Source organism: Paenibacillus hemerocallicola (assembly GCF_006265175.1).
Classification (GTDB): domain Bacteria; phylum Bacillota; class Bacilli; order Paenibacillales; family NBRC-103111; genus Paenibacillus_AB; species Paenibacillus_AB hemerocallicola.
This window is the reverse complement of sequence record NZ_VDCQ01000033.1, coordinates 35148-53677: the sequence shown is the minus strand read 5'-3', so window position 1 is coordinate 53677 and position 18530 is coordinate 35148. Positions and strand designations below refer to the sequence as shown.

The following is an 18530-nucleotide window of genomic DNA, read 5'->3' as shown; positions in this document are numbered from 1 at the left end:
CAATATCACCATAATCGGTCCGGGAGGCTGATTGTCCATGAATCTGATGCGTCCCTCCACCCGCAAGAAACGGGATCTGGTCATCGAAACGGCATTGAGCCTGTTTATGCACAAAGGGTACGAAAGCGTATCCGTAGACGATATTATCGCAGCTACGCACACTTCGAAGGGTACATTTTACCACTATTTCAAAAGCAAAGAAGACATCGTAGCAGAAGTCGGCGATCGGCAGCGCGCCATCATCGAGCAGTGGAGCAAACGTTCCCCCACGCACGTGCAATCGCTAGAAAGCCATATCAACCGACTGTTTTTGGACTTGGCGTCTAATTTAAGCACCTATCCCCGGCTCATCCGCAGCTTTAATGCGCTTTGCCTGCAAAACGACAAACTGAACCGGAAGCAGCGCGATTTATCGGATTACCTTCTCTATGCCCTGCAGCGATGGCTGCCCAATCGGCACAAGGCGGAGCTTCTGATCAGCGTTTACAACGGCATCGTTTTGAAGTGGTGCTTGAACGAAGATGGAGACGGCGATCTGGAGCAATCGATACGTACCGAATTTTCCATGCTGTGGGCGGGATTGCGTACGAACGAACCGGCGGGACCGCTCTCGGTCACGCCGAAACAGAAGGAGGACCCCCCTATGAAAGTAGCCGTCATCGGAGGCGGATTAGCCGGGTTGACTGCAGCCGCCTATTTATCGGAGGAGCCCGGTATCGAAGGCGTCCTGTTCGAAAGAAGCCCCCAATTGGGAGGCCGCGCATTCACCTATGAGAAAGCGGGCTTTACGTTGAACTATGGAGCCCATGCCGTCTATGGCATCGATCGGCACAAGCTGACGACGCTCGAGAAGGAGCTTGGCTTATCGTTCAGCAGCAAGCAGGTCGACAAACGCAAAGTCATGTACGAGAAGCACGACCAAGTTACCCCCGCTCCGCTCGACTTCGTCAATCTGATGAAAACCGAGCTGCTCAGCACGATGCAGAAGGTCCGATTCGTAGGCGAAATTACGGCCATCATGGCCAACATTCATCAAATAAAAAATTACCGGACGTTGGGCGACTTTTTGGCGGATTCGAATGCGGACGAGGATGTAAAGGAACTTTGGGAGCATCTGGTCTGCTCCAATTTCTTCATCACTCCCGAGGACGCGCGCCGGGTGCCCGGCACCGTTATCGCCGATTACTACCATAATCTGTTCCTTTCCTCGCGACCCGTCAATTATGTGCTCGGAAGCTGGGCGGTCATTACGAACCAGCTGAAAGAAAAGATCGAGATGTCGGGACAATGGGAAATCGCTCTGCAGGAAGGGATCGAGGGCATCCGCTACGAGGACCGCAAGTTTGTGCTCAAATCGAAAAGCCGGGAGCTATCCTTTGACCGCGTCGTCTTCGCCATGCCGGTTCAGCAGGTGATCAAGCTGCTCAAAGGAACGGCTTGGGAGCCGTTCCTTGCCCCTTACGAGGGGAATACGGCGACAGAGGTGATGGTGTACGATGTCGGGTTAAGCCGCGTAGTTGCCCGACCTTTCTCCTACATCAGCGATATGAACAACAAGCTGTTCATAAGCGACGTCTCGGCTACCGACTACACGCTCGTTCCGGAAGGCGGTCAATTGCTGCAGGGCATTGCCTACCTGCACGACGATTTCGCGAATGAGGAGCAGCGCAAGCAATATTTGGAGCAGCGGACCGGGCAAATGGAGCAGCTGTTCGACCGTCACTACCCCGGCTGGAAAGACGCCATAGCCGTCAAACGGGTGTCCAAGAAGGCCATGGTGGCAAGCGTGAAAAATATCGCCTCCAACTCGCTGCTGCCGAACCGACTGGAAAACGTTCCGTTTTATTTTTGCGGCGACGGCTGTACCGGCAAAGGGGAGCTCGCCGAGCGGGCTTTCTCCAGTGCACGGAACGTTGCCAAACATATTTTGAAAGAAGCTCCGCAACCTGCATTCGTATGACCTCTCGGCCCGTGTCGCAGCGTCCAATCGCTAGGCACGGTTTTTTTCTCTCGTGAAGGCATAAGCCCCTGCATCCCATATCTGGAAAATGAAAGAGTCGCTCTAGCAACGCTCCAACCGGGTAAATCAGCACTTCCCCTCCGACCATTCTCTTAAATCCGACAAATTTAGACGAATTTTCATAGAATCCCCCAAAGAAATCATGTATACTGAATGAAGATTCGACAAAGAACATTTTTCCAATAATTTCGTACGAACCGGAGTACGTAATCCAACCTTCACGAGGGGTGCAGCAAGTAGCATGAACCAAAAAAACGCAAAAGTGTTTGCTCTCGGACATTTCATTTTCCCTATCGTGCTGCTGCTTCTCTTCATAAGCCAAAAGCAGTATGTGCTGCTTGCGCTCGCCGTTTTATCGCTGGCTTTCACCGTCTTTCTCGTCCATAGAGCCCATATCGTCGGGGATCTGAGCCAGCTTCTGCGCATGCCGAGCTTGGCCGTTATCGTATTCGTCGACATGGCGATGATTACGATGGTATATGTGCTGCCGGATTGGCACCCCGGGGTCAGCCCGACATGGCTGCTTTTGTTCCTGCTTCCGCTGTATGCATCCGAGCTGGGGAGGCGGACCGCACTGGTCATATGCGCCTTGGCCGTCGGCGAAATCCTTTTGCTCACGATCGTTCAGGGCGGTTATTTTTTTTCGCTCAATACGGTAATGAATTTGCTCGGCATGATCGTCATGATCGTGTTGGTCGGACGCACGTCGGACAACCTGGTGAAAATGGCCTATTACGATTCGCTGACCGGGATGCCGAACCGGGAAATGTTTAAAGATCGACTAACGTCGTCTCTCAATAAGAGGAGCATAAGAAACAAAGGGCTCGCCGTCCTGTTTCTCGATCTCGACCAATTCAAGCACGTTAACGATACGATGGGGCACGAGACCGGAGATTTATTACTGAAAACGGTTGCAGAAAGAATCCGCTCGAATATCGATAAAGACGTCATGCTTGCGCGGCTGGGAGGCGACGAATTTGCCCTGCTCGTCCAGAACGTCTCCAATGCGGACGATGCCAATCAAGTATGCAGCGCCGTTTTCGAATGCTTGAAGGAAGGCATCCTTCTCGGGCCCCATGAAATATATACGACGACGAGTATCGGCATCGCGCTGTATCCGACCCATGGAACGACTCCGGAAATGCTGATGAAAAACGCCGAGGCTGCCATGTACCGGGCCAAGCAGCAAGGCCGCAACAACTTTCAGTACTATTTGGCTCCCGAGAAGACGGAAGCGCAAATCGAACGTTTCGCCATGGAGGCGATGCTGCGCAAAGCGCTGGAAAAGGACGAGCTGCTCGTCTATTACCAGCCCCGCATCAACACCAAATCGGAACGGGTCGTCTGCGTCGAAGCGCTGGTGCGCTGGCAGCATCCGAGTCTCGGCGTCATCCCGCCGAAAGATTTCATCCCGCTCGCCGAGGAGACCGGGTTGATCGTCCAGCTGGGCGAGCAGGTGCTGCGCAAAGCGTGCGTTCAAATCAAACAATGGCAGGATGCCGGCATGGAGGACTTGTCCGTCAGCGTCAACCTGTCGCCGCTCCAGTTCCGCCAGCAGCATCTGCCGGGAGTAATCGGCCGCATTTTGCGCCAGGCCGGACTGCTGCCTCAATATTTGGAGCTGGAAATAACGGAAAGCGCGGCGATGCAGAACGTCAACCGGAACATTCTCATGCTTCGGGAGCTGAAGGAAATGGGCGTCAAAATATCGATCGACGACTTCGGTACCGGTTATTCTTCCCTTAGTTATTTGAAAAAGTTCCCGATCGACGCGCTCAAGGTCGACCGTTCGTTCATCAGCGGCATTCACGAGGATCCGGACGACGCCGCGATCGTTAACGCCATTATCGTGCTGGCCAAGACGCTGAAGCTGAAAGTTACGGCCGAAGGCGTGGAGACGGAAGAGCAATACATTTACCTGCAGCAGCACAAATGCGACGAAGCGCAAGGCTACCTGTTCGGCAAGCCGATGCCGCCGGAAACGTTCGAGGAATGGTATAAGCTGAACATGACGGAGAAGGACTTGATCCTGTCTCCGGAATATTGAGGAATAGACTGTGCGCGAAACGGCGCCATTACAACAATCCCCGCACGGGCATCGGCCCGGCGGGGATTTTTTTTGTCAACGCAGCCCCGGATTTACCTTTCACCGAGTCGAACGAAATGAGGGCCGTCAAAAAAATACAGCACTTTTTCCTTCACGGGCCGGCGCCATATATGCTCGATCGCTTTGGCGTACAGCCCGAGCTGGACCGCATATCGCTCCTTCAGCATATCCAGTCGGTCGCCGTATACGGCATCCGTTTTATAATCGAGCAGCACCAGTCCCCCGTTCTCCTCGAACAAACAATCGATAATCCCTTGCACGAGCACCGTTTCGCCCCGTACCGACTGCTCCGCTCCGGGATATGCCTCCTCGGCGGGCAAGCCGTAGCTGAAAGGCACTTCCCTATACACCTTATCGGCGGCCAGCAATCGGCGACCGATCTCCTCCCGGAAAAAGGAGGCGACGACTTCCGCATCCACCGCATCCCTATGCTCCGGGGCAAGCAATTGGCGCGAAACCATCCGGTCAATCGTGATCCGGACGTCCTCCGCCGAAATTCCGTTCTCCAGAGGGATGTGCTGCATGACCGCATGATAGATCGTCCCCCGCTCCGCTGCCGTCATCTCCCGTTTCCCAAGAAAGGCGGGCCTTCTCGCCAACGACTGCAGGGCGGAGCGGCTTCCGGGAACGTTCTGTCTACCGGCCGCCGTTTCATCCGGTTCGAGCGGCAGCTCCGCCCAATCCGCCGCTTCCGGGTCTTCCCGCCCGAACGAACGATCTTTAAGGCGCTTTAACTCGGAGACGGACGTTTTGGAGAAAAATTCGGTCGCCTGTCCGTAGCCGTACGTCCAATCGAATCGTTGGTCGAGCCTTATGTCCGCTTCCTCCCGCTCTTCCCGACCGGTCACCGGCTCGAGCTGCGCGACCGACTCCATCCGGTCGTCGGCGAACCGGACCTCGACGGCGGCCGCAGCTTGGGCATAACCGAGCGAGGAAACGATTCCCGCACTCCACCTGGACGGTTCGGCCGTCATAATGGCCGGGACGAAATAAGACTCGCCGCTTTCGCCCCGGTCGCGGAATACCCCGGCGTCCGGATGGCGGATGAGCGCCGGACCGAGCCAATCGAGATAAGACCGGGCTCGGGCCATTTCGTGGGCGGGAAGCTGCCAATCGGCTTCATCCTGCATGCGGGTCCATTTCTGCGCGGCTTTGTCGGCCGATTTGACCGTGCCGACGAGCACCATCTTTTCCTTCGGCCGGGTCAACGCCACATAGAGGACGCGGAACTCTTCGGCTATCATCTCCATTTTCATCCGTCGGCGTATAGCCAGCATCGGCAAAGTCGGGCATGCGACGCGCAGAACCGGGTCCGTGAACATCGGACCGAAACCGAGCTCCTTGTGCAGCAGAAAGGAAGCGCCCAGATCGGTCTGATTGAACGATTTGCCGAGTCCGGCGACGAATACGACGGGAAATTCGAGTCCTTTGCTTTTATGGATCGACATGATCCGGACGACGTCCTCCTGCTCCCCGAGCGCGCGAGCGGCTCCCAGGTCCGCCCCGCTGTCCCGCATGCGCTCCACGAACCGCAAAAATCGGAACAAGCCTCGAAGAGACGTCGCTTCATATTGTCTGGCCCGGTCGTAGAGCGCACGCAGATTCGCTTGACGCTGTCCCCCTCCGGGCATCCCTCCGACAAAATCGTAATAGCCGGTTTCCCGGTATACGTTCCAAATCAATTGCGACAGCGACCCTTGACGGGCCTCGTCCCGCCAGCTTTGCAGCTTGGCGATGAAATGCGAAAGCTTGGATCGGAGCTCGGCAACGTATTCGTCTTCGTTATGTACGGCGTTTGTGCCGTCCGGCATTTCGGCGTCGCCCGCCGCATACGATAGTACGGCCTCGTAGTAAGGCTTGTTTCTGCCTAGAATACGTATCTGCGCAAGCTCCGCGGCATTCAGTCCGAACATGGGCGAGCGGAGCACCGCCGCGACGGGAATGTCCTGGTACGGGTTATCGATGATTTGCAGCAGCGATAGCATCGTCTCGACTTCGGTAGCGGTGAAATAACCGGTGTTCAAATCGGCATAACCCGGTATTCCAGCCGCACGCAGCTCGTCCATAAATACGGGAGCCCATTGCGACGTGGCACGCAGCAGGATGACGATATCCCGGAATACGATCGGCCTCAATCCGCCGGTGCCGCGGTCGTGTACCTGAAACGGCGTATGACCGTCCTGCCCCATCATGCGGCGTATGCGCGATACGATATATCGAGCCTCCAGCTGCGCCGTTTCGGCCTGCTTCTCTTCCTGCTCCAAAGTCGTCCCCGCAGCAGCAATATCCGAGATATCGTCCGAATCGTCCGTATCGTCGCTTTCGATTCCGTTCCCTTCTGCCGCATCTTCCTCGGATGCGGCACCGCCGCGATCCATCACGGCCATTTCGACCGCCAAATCGTTCGGACTACCCGGGTAGACGGCACCGCATACGAGTCTTGCCGCTTCGTCGTAGTCCATTTCGCCGACCCGCTCCGTCATGATCTGCTTGAATATATAGTTGACCCCATCGACGATTTCCGTGCGGCTGCGGAAGTTGCGCGCAAGGTCGATTTTCCGGCCCCCGGACGGATTATCCTCCCCGGACGGCTCGAACGATCTGTATTTGTCCATAAACAAGCCCGGTTCGGCTAACCGGAAACGGTAGATGCTCTGCTTAACGTCGCCTACCATGAACCTGTTGCCGGGCGCCGGCCGGGAGATCAGGCTGACGATCGCCTCCTGCACCGTGTTCGTATCCTGATATTCGTCCAGCAAAATTTCTACGAACTGGTCGCGGTATTGCTCGGCCGCATCCGACGGAATCAGACGTCCCGGAGAGGAATCCGGGTGCCGCAAAATGTCCAGACTGTAATGCTCGAGATCGGAGAAATCGACCAGTCCCTTCTCCGCCTTCTTCAAGCGATACCGTTCTCCGAATTCGATGACAAGCTCAGCCAGCTTGCGCACGACAGGTGCCATCTCGGCCATTTCCGCGGCATATTGCTCCGGCGTCCGCTCGAACAGCTCCTCCCGGATATCGGCAAACTGCTTCTTGGCCCGGTCGCGAAGCTGCTTTACCCGTTCCTGCAGCGCTTTGTCGTACTCTTTTCCGCGACAGGCGTTCAGCTTGCCGAAAGCCGTATCCCGAATCGCGGCGAATAAGCCGTCCCACGAACGTTCCGCAGCGGCAATCGCCCCTTCGATCTGGACAAGATCGTCCTTCATGTTGTCCGTGTACGGCATCGGACCTCCCGGCTGGCTGCACAGTCGCAGCGCTTCCTCCAACAGACTGGCCATGCCTTGCAGCTCCAGCTTGACATCGGCAATCAATGCCTTACGCCATGGATCGGACTCGCCCGAAGTCTCCCCCGCTTCGTCAGACGACGGCTCGAACTTGCCGGCGGTGTCCAGCAGCCAAAAATCCGGCCACGGATGGCTTCTCGAATAGTCGTATAGACGCTGGACGAGCCGAAACAAGGCATCGTCGCCGCGTTCGCCTCCGAAGGCGTCGGCGAGCCGCCAAAACGCGCTGTCGTCTTCGCTTTGCCCGTATTGCTCCTCCAGCAGATCGCTTAAAATATCTTGCCGCATCAGCTCCGCTTCCGTCTCGTTGGCGATGCGAAAAGCCGGATCCAACCGGATCCGCTGATGGTGGCGGCGAATAACGTCAAGGCAAAACGAGTGCAGAGTCGTAATCGATGCGCGATGAATAAGCGCGATTTGACGCCGCAAATGCTCGGATTCGGGATGCTCCGCGAGCCGCTTCTCGATCGCCTCGCGAATGCGCTGCCGCATCTCGCCGGCTGCGGCGTTCGTGAACGTCGCTACAAGCAGACGGTCCACGTCCACCGGTTCCCGCTCATCCGTAATGCGCCGTATGATTCTCTCTACAAGAACGGCCGTTTTGCCGGAGCCCGCCGCCGCAGCTACGAGAATATCGGATCCGCGCAAGCGGACCGCCTCCCATTGCTCGTCCGTCCATGTGCTCCCTGCCGGCTTGGCCGCCCTTGCCTGACGCCCCCCTGCTGTTCCCGCTTCGTTCGTCATGCGATCCTTGTCCCCCTCGGCGTTTCCGTTACTCACGAATGCTCGGCCCCGCGCTCCATCGCCTGCCATGCCTGTTCCTTATCGATACGATGCAGCCTGTTGTAGTCGTTCCCCTCGAACATAGGCTCGAATTGGCACACCGGCTTGTACGGACAATACGTGCAAGCCAGCTTCGGCCCCATCCTGGATGGACGGATATCGACGTGTCCGTCCGTTATGTTCTGTCCGATGCGCATAATCATTCCCCGGACGTACCCGCGCAGCGAGTCCCACTGCCCTTCCGAAACGACCGAAGAATTTTTGTAAAAGCTTCCGTCCGCCTTGAGCGCGACCGGAATAAGCTGCGAATGGCCGTTCCGTTCGCGGAACGAACCGTCCATCATCTTGACCGTTTCCTCGTCTTCGAGAACGAGTCCCTTCATTTTGAACCGTTTCAGCAGCTGGGCTTCAGCTTCTTCGGGCGATAGCGAATTTTTGCGTACGAGCATCGGATTGTGGACATGAAAGTACAGTACGCCGGCAGGCAAGGTCGGAGTACCGATCCAGTGCTCCGCGTAGGTGATGACAACATCCAAATACGTGAGCATTTGCAGCGACATTCCGTAATAAACGTCGGCCATCCGCAATGACGTATCGCTCGACTTGTAGTCGATCACGCGCAGCAGTACTCCCTTGTCGCTATTCGCCCTGTCCACCCTGTCGATTCTTCCGACGATTTCCATCCGGCAGCCGTTATCCAGCTTGAACTCGAGCGGAGGCAGCGGCTGTCCCGGTCCGAACCCGACCTCCAGCCCGATCGGCACGAATTGACCGCTCCGTGCGTGCACCCCGAGCACAACGGAAGCCCGGCCGATAATTTGTTTCAATTTGCGGGCGATGTAGCCGTATCTTTTCGAGCTGAGCAAAATCTCCCCCTGGAGACGGGGCGCCAGCTCGTCGACGGCTTTCGCCGCGCGGTCGAAGCATTGCTCGGCTGACAAGGAGCCCCAATCCGCTCCCTCGCGCTGAAGCTCCTGCGCAATCCGGCTAAGAGCGGCATGGAACAGCTGACCGATATCCGGAGCGTCGAGACGGTATATGTGTCTCTCGGCCAGCCTCAGCCCATGCGACGCAAACTGCGAGAACGGGCACGACACGAACCGTTCCATCCGCGACACGCTGGCCCGCAGCATATCGCCGTACAGCTCGCGGCTGATCGATTGGGGCAAGGGCGGCTCCATATTCGTATAAAATAAGGACCGGAGCGTGAGACGCAGCCGTTCTCTCCATTCCGGCCGCGAGCAAAGCCAGTTGTAGACTTCCCACCAAGCCTCGGCGATAGGAACGCCCCGCATCCAGCCGCGCAGCTGCACCGCGAGATGGGAAAGCGCCTTGGCCGGATTGACCGCGTATTCATAAGGATCGCCGTCCGGATTCGCTTCCCCGGCCGGAGGATCCGTAAGCAGCTGCTTTTCCCGTATTGCCGGAAACATCGTTTTCAGCCTTTTGACGATTTCCGAAGGAAGAAGCGACTTGCCTTCCTCGTCGGCGAGAGGATAGCTGACCCAAAGCGATTCGGCGGGCGTAACAAGCGCTATGTAGATCAAAAACGATTCGTCCAGCAGCTTGCGCCGGCTCCCGTCCGCAAGCTCGAGTCCGGCCTCGATCAGCCGTTCCCGCTCGGGCTCCGACAAAACGCCGGCCTCGTCGGGCTTGGCCGGAATAACGCCGTCGTTCGCCCCGAGCACGAAGCAATGGCGAACGGCGCCGGAGCGCGTACGGTCCATCGTACCGATCAGCACCTGATCCAGCGAAGGCGGTACGAGCCCGAGCCGGACCGTTTCCAATCCCGCCTCGATAATACCGGCAAAACGGTCGAGCGCCATTTTCTCGTCGCCCAGCATCTCCACGATCTGGTCGAGCAGGTCGACGATACTCCCCCATACTTGCATATGCTCGCGAGCTTTCTCCGGCTCCCCGGCATCCAGACGTTCCCGACTCCAGCGTTCCAGCCTTTCCGGTACTTTTATCGCCTCGAGAAACCGGAACAGCGATTCCGCCATCCCCCGTACCGTGTCCGCTTGACGAAGGCCCGTCTCCAGCTCCGCCAGCGGCTTGACGATCATTTGCCGAAGCCGGTCCATTTCCAGAAAAAACGTCTCGTCCGGACCGCGCGCCGCTCCTTCCTGAACGTCATCGAGCATCGAGCCCGCCCGATACGACCATTTCCGCTTTTCCGTCCAGCGGGAGCCTTGGATGCCCGCCGCCAGCACATAATTTTCCAGCCGGCACATCGCGTCCCTCAGACGGTTGGCCTCCTCCGCCCCGTCTTCTTCACCGGCCGGAAACAGCAGGTCCGTTTTGACGCAGCGAAAAACCGCATCGTTGCGCCAGCGACCTGCTGCAACCTCGAGACCGGAGCGGATCAGCTCGACGACCGGATGATGGAGCACCGAACGCTTCTGATCGAGAAAATACGGTATGCCGTAATCCGTGAACGTGACGGACAGCAGCTCCCCGTAGCTATCCGGATTGCGCACCATAACCGCAACGTCCCGCCAGCGGCAGCCTTCGTCCCGCACGAGCCTGACGATTTCTCGGGCCGCTCCTTCCGCTTCCGCGCGACGGTTCGAGGCGGACGCCAAGACGATCTCGCGATCGTTCCCCCCCGCCGCTCCTCCCGCGAACGGTCTGCCGCTCCTGTATTCGAACGACCGCTCCAAATGAGCGAGCTTCGGACTGCGCTCGAAACGGGATGGGCTTCCTTCGAGCATGATGACGCTCTCCTGTCCGGCTTGCCGCTCTTCCGCAACCTGCTTCAGGCGGACGAGCGTCCGAGCCGTCGGATGAAACAAATTCAATTCGTCCGGCGCATCCCCGGAGCCGTAATCGCGGTCAACGCACAGGCTGACGGTCACCTGACGGCTGCAGCTCATCAACTCGCCGACCGCCTGCAGCTCTTGAGGGGTAAAGCCGAAAAAACCGTCAATCCAGACGAGGGCGTCCCGGATATAAGCCGATTCCGGCATCATCTCCGCCATCTTGGTCAGCAAATGCTCGGAGTCGATATAATGTTTGGACAACTGTTCCTCGAATCGTTTATAGACGAACAGCAGGTCGTGCAGCTTGTCCGTGGGCAAGCCGAACGCGCCTCCCGGTTCTTGCCTCCGTTCCGCTTGGAGGACGAACTGCTCCAGTCGGTCCGGCGTTATGCAGTACCGGCGGAATTCGCCGTACATCCGGTTCAAGTTGTCGATGAAGCCGGACTGCTCGGAGGATGCGCGAAATTGCCGGAGCTCCTCGCCATGCTTGTGCAGCAGCTCGTACAGCAGCATTTTCTTGCCGCTGTCGTCGATATGGATTCGGGCCGTTCCGCCCGCCTCCTGCATGATCCGGAAGGCAAGGCGCCGGAAGCTGAGCACTTGTGCGCGAATCGTCCCGCCAAGCCCGGGCGTGGATACGAGCGCATGCTCCGCCTGAAATGTGGCCTGCTCGGGTACCAGCAGAACGAGAGGCGGACCTTCCGGCTCACGCCGCAAAATGCTTCTTATTTCATCGAGACAGCGCTCCGTCTTGCCGCTGCCCGCCCGGCCGAGTATGTATCGGATCGCCATATGGGCCTCCTGTACGAAAACAAATGTTCTTATCTATTCTAGTATTCTAGCATATTTTTGCGCGGTTGTCCGCCGACTGGGGCAGATTGGCACGCCCTCCTGCGGCCGCCATTCGCGGTTGTCTGTGCTATACTAACCGTATCCGCAGCAACTCGCAGCATCCGAAAGGAGAGTCGACCATGCAACATTTCGAAGCGCCTCTTATCCGTCCTTCCGGCACCGGTACATGGACATACGTGCAAATTCCGTTCGGCGTGCACGAAGCATACGGAGTCCGGGGACAATTGAAAGTAAAAGGTACGGTCAACGAAGCGCCGATCCGCGGTTCCCTTATGCCGAACGGAGACGGTACCCATTACTTGGTGATCAACCAATCCGTCCGAAACGAAGCCGGCGTAACGACCGGCGATATCGTCCGGGTGTCGATCGAACCGGACACGGAGGAACGAACCTTGGACGTTCCGGAAGATTTTCAGGCGGCCTTGGACCGGAACGAAGAAGCGGCCGTTTTTTTCGGGAAGCTGTCCTATTCCCACCGCAAAGAATATATCCAATGGATTTTGTCCGCCAAAAAAGCAGAAACCCGCGCGAAGCGGATCGGACAGGCGATCGAAATGCTCGTTCAGGGGAAGAAAGCGAAGTAAGTCCGATTTGTGTTTCGTATTGAAAGCTTATACAAACATAAAGAGCCGCCGATTCCAGCTCGACGACTCTTTCGCTTCAACCTTTTTCATCCAAAAATCAAACCTGCTTCGCGACCGTGCCGGACAGGCCGTCTTCCTTCTCGCCCTTCGATGGATCGCCCGCTTGCTCCGGCATCCGGTTGGACGTCCTCAGCGGAATTTCCTTCAAGAAGAAGACGAGCAGCAAAGCGACGACGAGCAGCGCGGCACCGGACAAAAACACGGTCGTCAGAGAGGTGCTGAGCGCATCCCGGAGCATATCGATCATCTTGGCGAAAATCGGCTGCACTTGCTCGGGCAGCGTCTGCCGCAGCTGCTCCAGTCTGGGCTGGTCCAGCAGCATTTCCGGGTTATGGAATGCCGCCAGCTGCTCGGCCACCTTCGGATCCAGCTTCGTCAAATCGACTCCCTGGCCGGATTCGGCCGCGGACTTCAAGCTGCTTTTCAGGCTGGACGCCATAATCGTTCCCATGACGGCGATGCCGATCGTTCCGCCCATATTGCGGAACAGCTGCGAGGATGCGGTCGCCACGCCAAGCTGATCCGGCCTGACGGCGTTCTGCACCGTAAGCGAGAAGACCGGCATGCCGAGTCCCAAGCCGAAGCCGAAAACGATCATGCTGAGCACGGCCAGCCAAATGCTGTTCATAAACGCCATCATAATCATGCCCACGATCATGATCGGCATGCCAAGCAGCGCGTAACGCTTGTACTTGCCCGATTTCGTTATCCATCTGCCCGTAAAGGAGCTGATGACAACCATGCTGATCGACATCGGCATCGTTACGTAGCCGGAGTAAGTAGGCGATACCCCTTCCACGCCTTGCACGAAAAACGGCAAATAAATCAAGGCGCCCATCATCCCCGCATTCATCAGAAAACCGGTCAAGTTCGAGATCGTGACGATGCTGTTCTTGAACAAAGACAACGGAAGCACCGGACTTTTCACTCGGGTCTCCACGAACATAAAGATAAGCAGCGCCACCAATGCCGCGCCGAACAAGCCGATAATTTGCGTCGATCCCCATGCATACTTCGTGCCTGCCCAAGAAAAGCCGATAAGGAGCGGGACGATCGTTAAAGTAAGGAACAACGATCCCAAGTAGTCGATCGATTCCGACTGCTTCTTATCCACCTTCGGAAACAAAGCCATGATCAAAATAAACGCTACGATCCCGACAGGGAGGAAAATCCAGAATACCCATTCCCAATCCATATGATCGACGATCCATCCGCCGAGCGTCGGGCCGAGTACGCTGGAGAAGCCGAATACGGCCATCATGACGCCGGTCCATTTCCCGCGCTCGCGCGGCGAGAACAAGTCCCCTACGGCCGTAAAGGCCGAAGCCATAATAATACCCGCGCCGATCCCTTGAATACCGCGGTAAGTGATCAATTGAAAAATATCTTTCGATAATCCGGTCAAAAAAGCGCCTATGATGAAAAACACGATTCCCGCCAAAATAAACGGCTTGCGGCCGTAAATGTCCGACAGCTTTCCTACAAGCACCGTCGATATCGTCGAGGTCAGCATGTAGATCGTAATGACCCAGGTGTAGTAATCCATGCCCCCAAGAATTGCGATGATTCGGGGCATCGCCGTACTTACGATCGTTTGGTTGATCGCGGCGAAAAACATGGCGGCGATAATCGCGACCATAATCGTCATTTTGCGCTTATGCGATAAATGCTCCAAGCTTCTCTACTCCTTCTCTAATCCTTCTCTAATCCTTCTCTAATCCTTCTCTAATCCTTCTCTTGTTCCAACTGATCGACGCGTATGAGCATAAGCTCGAAAATACGCTTCAGATGATCGATATCTTCCTTCGGCAATCCTTCGAAAAACAAAGAAATCGTCTCCTTCTGCTTCTCCAGCAAGCCGTCGAGCATTTCTTTCCCTTGCTCCGTAATGCTCAAATAGACGACTCTCCGATCATCCTCACTCCTTTGCCTTTCGAGTAGCTGCTTCAAAATCAATTTATCGGCTAGGCCGGTAATCGCTCCGGACGTAACGCACAAAATTTCGGCCAAATCGGCCGCCTTTTGCGGTCCGCGCGAATTTAACACGTAAAGCGTACGGAATTGCGTCATCGAAAATCCGTCGCCCATCCGCCGTTTCCATTCGTTGGTCATCTTCTTGACCAAGCTTCGGAACATGGTACTAAGTTCCAGCAGCTGGCTGCTGATCTCGGGCATTTCGCACCCCCATTCGTTTACGACTCATTTGTTTATGAATAAATATTTTAGTACTAAACTAAATGTTAGCTTACACGATTCCGCATGTTCAAGTCAACGCCGGGGAATATGGCAAATAAACGGTAATAAGGCCCATTCCGCCGAATGAGCCAAGAAATGTCGCTATTAGAGTAACCATACTCGCTTTTTCGTATGTACCCGCTATTAAAGACAAAAAGATTAATATTCCATTATCAGTTCCAGCATGTAATGCACCGACTCTCCGGGCTTCAGACATGGCAAGCTCCCGAGATCTTGCTCCACTGCCTCTCGTCCCCCCACTACGCAGTTCGATGGCTCCAACCCGAGAACATGATCACCGGCGCCGGGCATACGCCACTGCACCAACAACGGCAAAGTGTGTGCCGACCACCTCAGCTTGACGGATAATGGACGCGAAAGGCCGCCAATCGGAAAAGACGGATTCCGAATGTGTACTTCGGCCATTCCCGAATCTTCGAGCTTGTCCCGGAGCAGCCGATGATAATAAACACGCTCGACCGCTTCCCCGTCCGGAGTCTCCCAATGCTCGTGCCGATCGGTGGAGTAATCAGGATCCCGGGGCGATAAGGTGGCCGGAGGGAAGGTGACGGTCGTTTGTTCGCCGAGCAGCGGAAAACCGAAGTTGAAATGATACAGCATAAGGTGCGGGGCCGATTTGAAGCCGAAATTTTCGACAGTGTCCCGAATAACGATGCGGTTCTCACCCATTTTGGCGGAAATCTCGCGCGAAAGCCTTAGCTTATCCCCTGCGATCGACGTCTCTTCGACGGTTCCGGACACTCGCAGCTCGAGCTCGTCTCCCGCCCATTGCTCCGCAGCCGATACAAGTCTGGCCGGAGTATGGTGAGCTCTACCATGAAGTCCGTAGCTGCCTGTATCGTCAACGCTAGGCGAGCCCGCATGAACGAGACCGCACGTCATCAACAGTCCTCCGGAAGCGGTCCGTAGCCAGTCCGCCCCTTTCGGCTCGTAATGCATGGGATGAACATTGCCGTTGGGGGATTGCCACGAGACGGGCGCGCCGAACAGCTCCGCCAACGATACGTCGAGCCCTTTCTCGGGCGTCACTTCAAATACAAGGCCGGCACCCGTGCGCAGCTGGATAACCTCGACGCCGGCTTCTTTTCCTTCCTGATGCCTCAATCGCCGTATGCCGCCTATTTGACCCATATTCCCTACCCGGGCTTCAAGCTCCCGGCGAGTCCATTCTTTTCCGTATAACCGCATCGACGGCCCTCCATTATTCAGCAGTTTGTCGTGGCTGCCGAAGCTAAGCTAGGCTTGCCTCGGCGTTAAATAACCCCGCAAAGCGGGGCTACTGCTCCGATGTTTATCCAGGTACTTTGCGAGGAGCCCGAAATCCATAAATTATTAACCGTTAAAAAAGCTGCCCTCTCGGACAGCCGTTCATTGCGGACGCGGGACCCATGGTCTAGGTCGGCCGCTTGAAAATCGATCAAACTTTGCGCGGGAACGTGGTCGATTGCCGCACGATCAGCTCAGGCATCAGGACGATTCGCTGCTTGGTCTGTTTTTGACCGCGGACTTCCTGGATGATCAAATCCATCACTTGCCGACCCATTTGCGCGATGGGCTGCGCAACGGTCGTCAGCGGAGGATCTACGATGCCGGCCAACAACGTATTGTCGAAGCCGATGACCGACAAGTCCCACGGAATCGTCAGCCGCAGCTCCTTGGCGGCTTGTACGGCTCCGATCGCCAGCAAATCGTTGCTCGCGAATATGGCCGTAGGAGAATCTTCCGAGCGAAGCATCTCCAAAGCATGCCGCTTGCCCTCTTCGACGGACGAGACGCTTTCTACGCAAAATTGCTTGTCGCCGTCGATTCCGGCTTCCTCCAGCGCGTACCGGTACCCTCTCACCCGCTCCTTGCTGCTGTTCAGATTCAAATCCTCGGTAATGACCGCGATGTGCCTGTGGCCGAGGCCGATCAAGTGGGACGCCGCCTGATAGCCGCCGAGGAAGTCGTCAATCTTGACGCTGTCCGCTCCAAGCGAAGGAATATCCCGCGTTACCAGGGCAACCGGAATTTTTTGCTTGGCCAAATTTTTCAAGCCTATTTCATTGCTGACGCCGGTAGAGATAATAATGCCGTCTACCCTTTTTTGCTTGAGAAAGGTAATATAGTCCCCTTCCCTCCGCGGATTGTTGTCGGTGCTGCACATGACGAGATTGAAGCCGAGCTCCCGCCCGCGGTCCTCCACGCTCCGGGCAATTTCCGCATAGAGCGGATTCGCCAAATCCGGAATAAGCAAACCGATCGTAAACGTGCTTTTGCCGGTCAGCGCCGATGCCACGACACTCGGCTGATAATCGAGCTCCTGCATGATTTCATTTACGCGCTCACGAGTCTCAGTGCTGATCCGGCCCGTGCCGTTGATGACCTTGGAGACGGTCGCGATTGATACGCCCGCCGCTTTTGCGATGTCATAAATGGTTGTTTTCATCACTCGTACGCTCCCAGCCGACTCCATGTCATGTCGTTTTTTATTCTATTATATCATTTGTTGCGGCCGAGCAGGATATATTTTCGTCATTCCGCAAATGTTTCCCCGGTCCGTCTGCGATTGTCCGCTTCAATGCATCCTGATACAATATGGATACTAATGGTCCTTCATCGAAAAAGGCCGGGAAAGGCCTTCGCCATCATTTGAAGCAGGAATCCAACCGGCGGTTGAACGATTCGATCCGACGGACAAAACAAATCCCCGTCCGATTCGGCGCTGCCCGATCGGACGGGGATTTGTCGGCGGACGCCCGATCTCTCAATCGAACCGGTATGTCCAAAATCGTTCTTTGCCCCACCGGCTGCGCAGCTTCTCGTCCTCCAACGATAAAATGCTCGACATGTGCCGGAACTGGGATTGATGCGCTTCGAGAGAGCGAAGCTTCAGATCGAGCAGCTCGCTTACATCGTTTACGATATCCGGCTGGCCCAATATTTCCTCGCAGCCTACGGCGAAAGCGACGCAGTGCACCTCCGGTCTGGCCGAAGCGGGCATTTTCTCCACCGCGCCGATTACGGCGCTCCCGCAAGCGTCATGGTCCGGATGCACACTGTAGCCAGGGTAGAATGTGAGAATCAGAGACGGGGATAGCTCCGCGATGACAGCTTCGATCCGCCCGATCAAAGCATCCCTGTTTTCAAACTCGACGGTTTTATCGTGCAAGCCCCACTGCCGTAAATCTTGAATGCCGATAACCCGACACGACTCCTCCAGCTCCAGCTTGCGGATGGCTGGAAGGGTTACCCGGTTGGCAATCGGCGGCACCCCCATATTCCGCCCCATTTCGCCCAAAGTAAGGCATACGTAGGTTACCGGCGTTCCTTGCCGAATATGCAGCGCAACCGTACCCGATAGCGCGGTTTCGTCATCCGGATGCGGAAGTATCACCAAAACGTGTCGCTGACGTTCCATCGCCTTCCCCCTCTTTCTTATGCGAGAATTCGTTTCAAAACGGTTTCCGCCCCAGCTGCAGTCCGACTACAAGCTTGCCTTCGCCGTCAAATCCCGCCATAAGGAGGGTGTCCTCGTCTTCGCCCTCCCAATGGGTCAGGCCTTCGGAATAAACCCAGCCCGTATCGGTTTTCAGCCCGACGCGAAATGCGGGGCCGCCGCCGGCAATCGATCCTTCGGCAAACCGGACGACGCCGTTCTTCAAAAAAGTGGAAGCCGTAAATTTCGAGCTGTCGAAATGCGAAGCGTAGGCGCCCGTCGTCATTTCGAGATGGAGAAACAAATCCTGGTTTTTCAGCTTATCGATTACGCGCTGTACCGCATGCGGGTCAATCGGCTTCATGCCGTCTCCTCCCTTTCGGAAAGCTGTTTTAGAACAA

General features: G+C 56.3%; 11 protein-coding genes. 3 read left to right on the top strand and 8 right to left on the bottom strand.

The features are described 5' to 3' along the window. The first annotated feature begins 37 nt into the window (after positions 1-37). Together FE784_RS21910 and FE784_RS21905 are read left to right on the top strand one after the other, a co-directional pair. A complete protein-coding gene (locus FE784_RS21910) occupies positions 38-1960 on the top strand; it encodes an FAD-dependent oxidoreductase (protein ID WP_139604374.1) in 1923 nt (640 codons plus the stop codon). A 301-nt stretch (positions 1961-2261) separates the two neighbouring features. Continuing rightward, positions 2262-4067, top strand: coding sequence for a putative bifunctional diguanylate cyclase/phosphodiesterase (locus FE784_RS21905; protein WP_139604373.1), 1806 nt, complete (start codon positions 2262-2264; stop codon positions 4065-4067). Positions 4068-4159: 92 nt separating this feature from the next. Here FE784_RS21905 and addA read toward each other — a convergent pair whose 3' ends face one another. Together addA and addB are read right to left on the bottom strand one after the other, a co-directional pair. Continuing rightward, positions 4160-8158, bottom strand: a complete 3999-nt coding sequence (gene addA / locus FE784_RS21900) for a helicase-exonuclease AddAB subunit AddA (protein WP_139604413.1) — start codon at positions 8156-8158, stop codon at positions 4160-4162. Positions 8159-8190: 32 nt separating this feature from the next. Further along, entirely contained in the window at positions 8191-11751 is a 3561-nt protein-coding gene (gene addB, locus FE784_RS21895; RefSeq protein WP_139604372.1) for a helicase-exonuclease AddAB subunit AddB, read from the bottom strand. A gap of 179 nt (positions 11752-11930) precedes the next feature. Here addB and FE784_RS21890 point away from each other — a divergent pair, with 179 nt between their 5' ends. Continuing rightward, complete coding sequence (locus tag FE784_RS21890) at positions 11931-12395, top strand: YdeI/OmpD-associated family protein (protein WP_139604371.1); 465 nt, start codon at positions 11931-11933, stop codon at positions 12393-12395. Positions 12396-12492: 97 nt separating this feature from the next. Here FE784_RS21890 and FE784_RS21885 read toward each other — a convergent pair whose 3' ends face one another. From FE784_RS21885 to FE784_RS21860, 6 genes are all read right to left on the bottom strand, one after another. Further along, positions 12493-14130: an MDR family MFS transporter gene (locus FE784_RS21885; RefSeq protein ID WP_139604370.1), complete on the bottom strand. Its 1638-nt coding sequence runs from the start codon at positions 14128-14130 to the stop codon at positions 12493-12495. Between the two features lie 50 nt (positions 14131-14180). Beyond that, positions 14181-14630, bottom strand: a complete 450-nt coding sequence (locus FE784_RS21880) for a MarR family winged helix-turn-helix transcriptional regulator (RefSeq protein ID WP_139604369.1) — start codon at positions 14628-14630, stop codon at positions 14181-14183. Between the two features lie 219 nt (positions 14631-14849). After that, a complete protein-coding gene (locus FE784_RS21875) occupies positions 14850-15899 on the bottom strand; it encodes a DUF4432 family protein (protein WP_139604368.1) in 1050 nt (349 codons plus the stop codon). 229 nt (positions 15900-16128) lie between these two features. Next, positions 16129-17139, bottom strand: coding sequence for a LacI family DNA-binding transcriptional regulator (locus tag FE784_RS21870; protein WP_139604367.1), 1011 nt, complete (start codon positions 17137-17139; stop codon positions 16129-16131). A 318-nt stretch (positions 17140-17457) separates the two neighbouring features. Then, positions 17458-18111, bottom strand: coding sequence for a bacillithiol biosynthesis deacetylase BshB2 (gene bshB2, locus FE784_RS21865; RefSeq protein WP_139604366.1), 654 nt, complete (start codon positions 18109-18111; stop codon positions 17458-17460). A gap of 34 nt (positions 18112-18145) precedes the next feature. Beyond that, on the bottom strand, positions 18146-18493 hold the full coding sequence (locus FE784_RS21860; protein WP_139604365.1) for a YojF family protein: 348 nt from the start codon (positions 18491-18493) through the stop codon (positions 18146-18148). Between the last annotated feature and the right edge of the window lie 37 nt (positions 18494-18530).

Bases quoted from the DNA above. Each gene is read 5' to 3' on its own strand.
- FE784_RS21870 (WP_139604367.1), bottom strand. From the start codon at position 17,139: ATGAAAACAACCATTTATGACATCGCAAAAGCGGCGGGCGTATCAATC.
- FE784_RS21875 (WP_139604368.1), bottom strand. From the start codon at position 15,899: ATGCGGTTATACGGAAAAGAATGGACTCGCCGGGAGCTTGAAGCCCGG.
- FE784_RS21880 (WP_139604369.1), bottom strand. From the start codon at position 14,630: ATGCCCGAGATCAGCAGCCAGCTGCTGGAACTTAGTACCATGTTCCGA.
- addA (WP_139604413.1), bottom strand. From the start codon at position 8,158: ATGACGAACGAAGCGGGAACAGCAGGGGGGCGTCAGGCAAGGGCGGCC.
- FE784_RS21890 (WP_139604371.1), top strand. From the start codon at position 11,931: ATGCAACATTTCGAAGCGCCTCTTATCCGTCCTTCCGGCACCGGTACA.
- bshB2 (WP_139604366.1), bottom strand. From the start codon at position 18,111: ATGGAACGTCAGCGACACGTTTTGGTGATACTTCCGCATCCGGATGAC.
- FE784_RS21905 (WP_139604373.1), top strand. From the start codon at position 2,262: ATGAACCAAAAAAACGCAAAAGTGTTTGCTCTCGGACATTTCATTTTC.
- FE784_RS21860 (WP_139604365.1), bottom strand. From the start codon at position 18,493: ATGAAGCCGATTGACCCGCATGCGGTACAGCGCGTAATCGATAAGCTG.
- addB (WP_139604372.1), bottom strand. From the start codon at position 11,751: ATGGCGATCCGATACATACTCGGCCGGGCGGGCAGCGGCAAGACGGAG.
- FE784_RS21910 (WP_139604374.1), top strand. From the start codon at position 38: ATGAATCTGATGCGTCCCTCCACCCGCAAGAAACGGGATCTGGTCATC.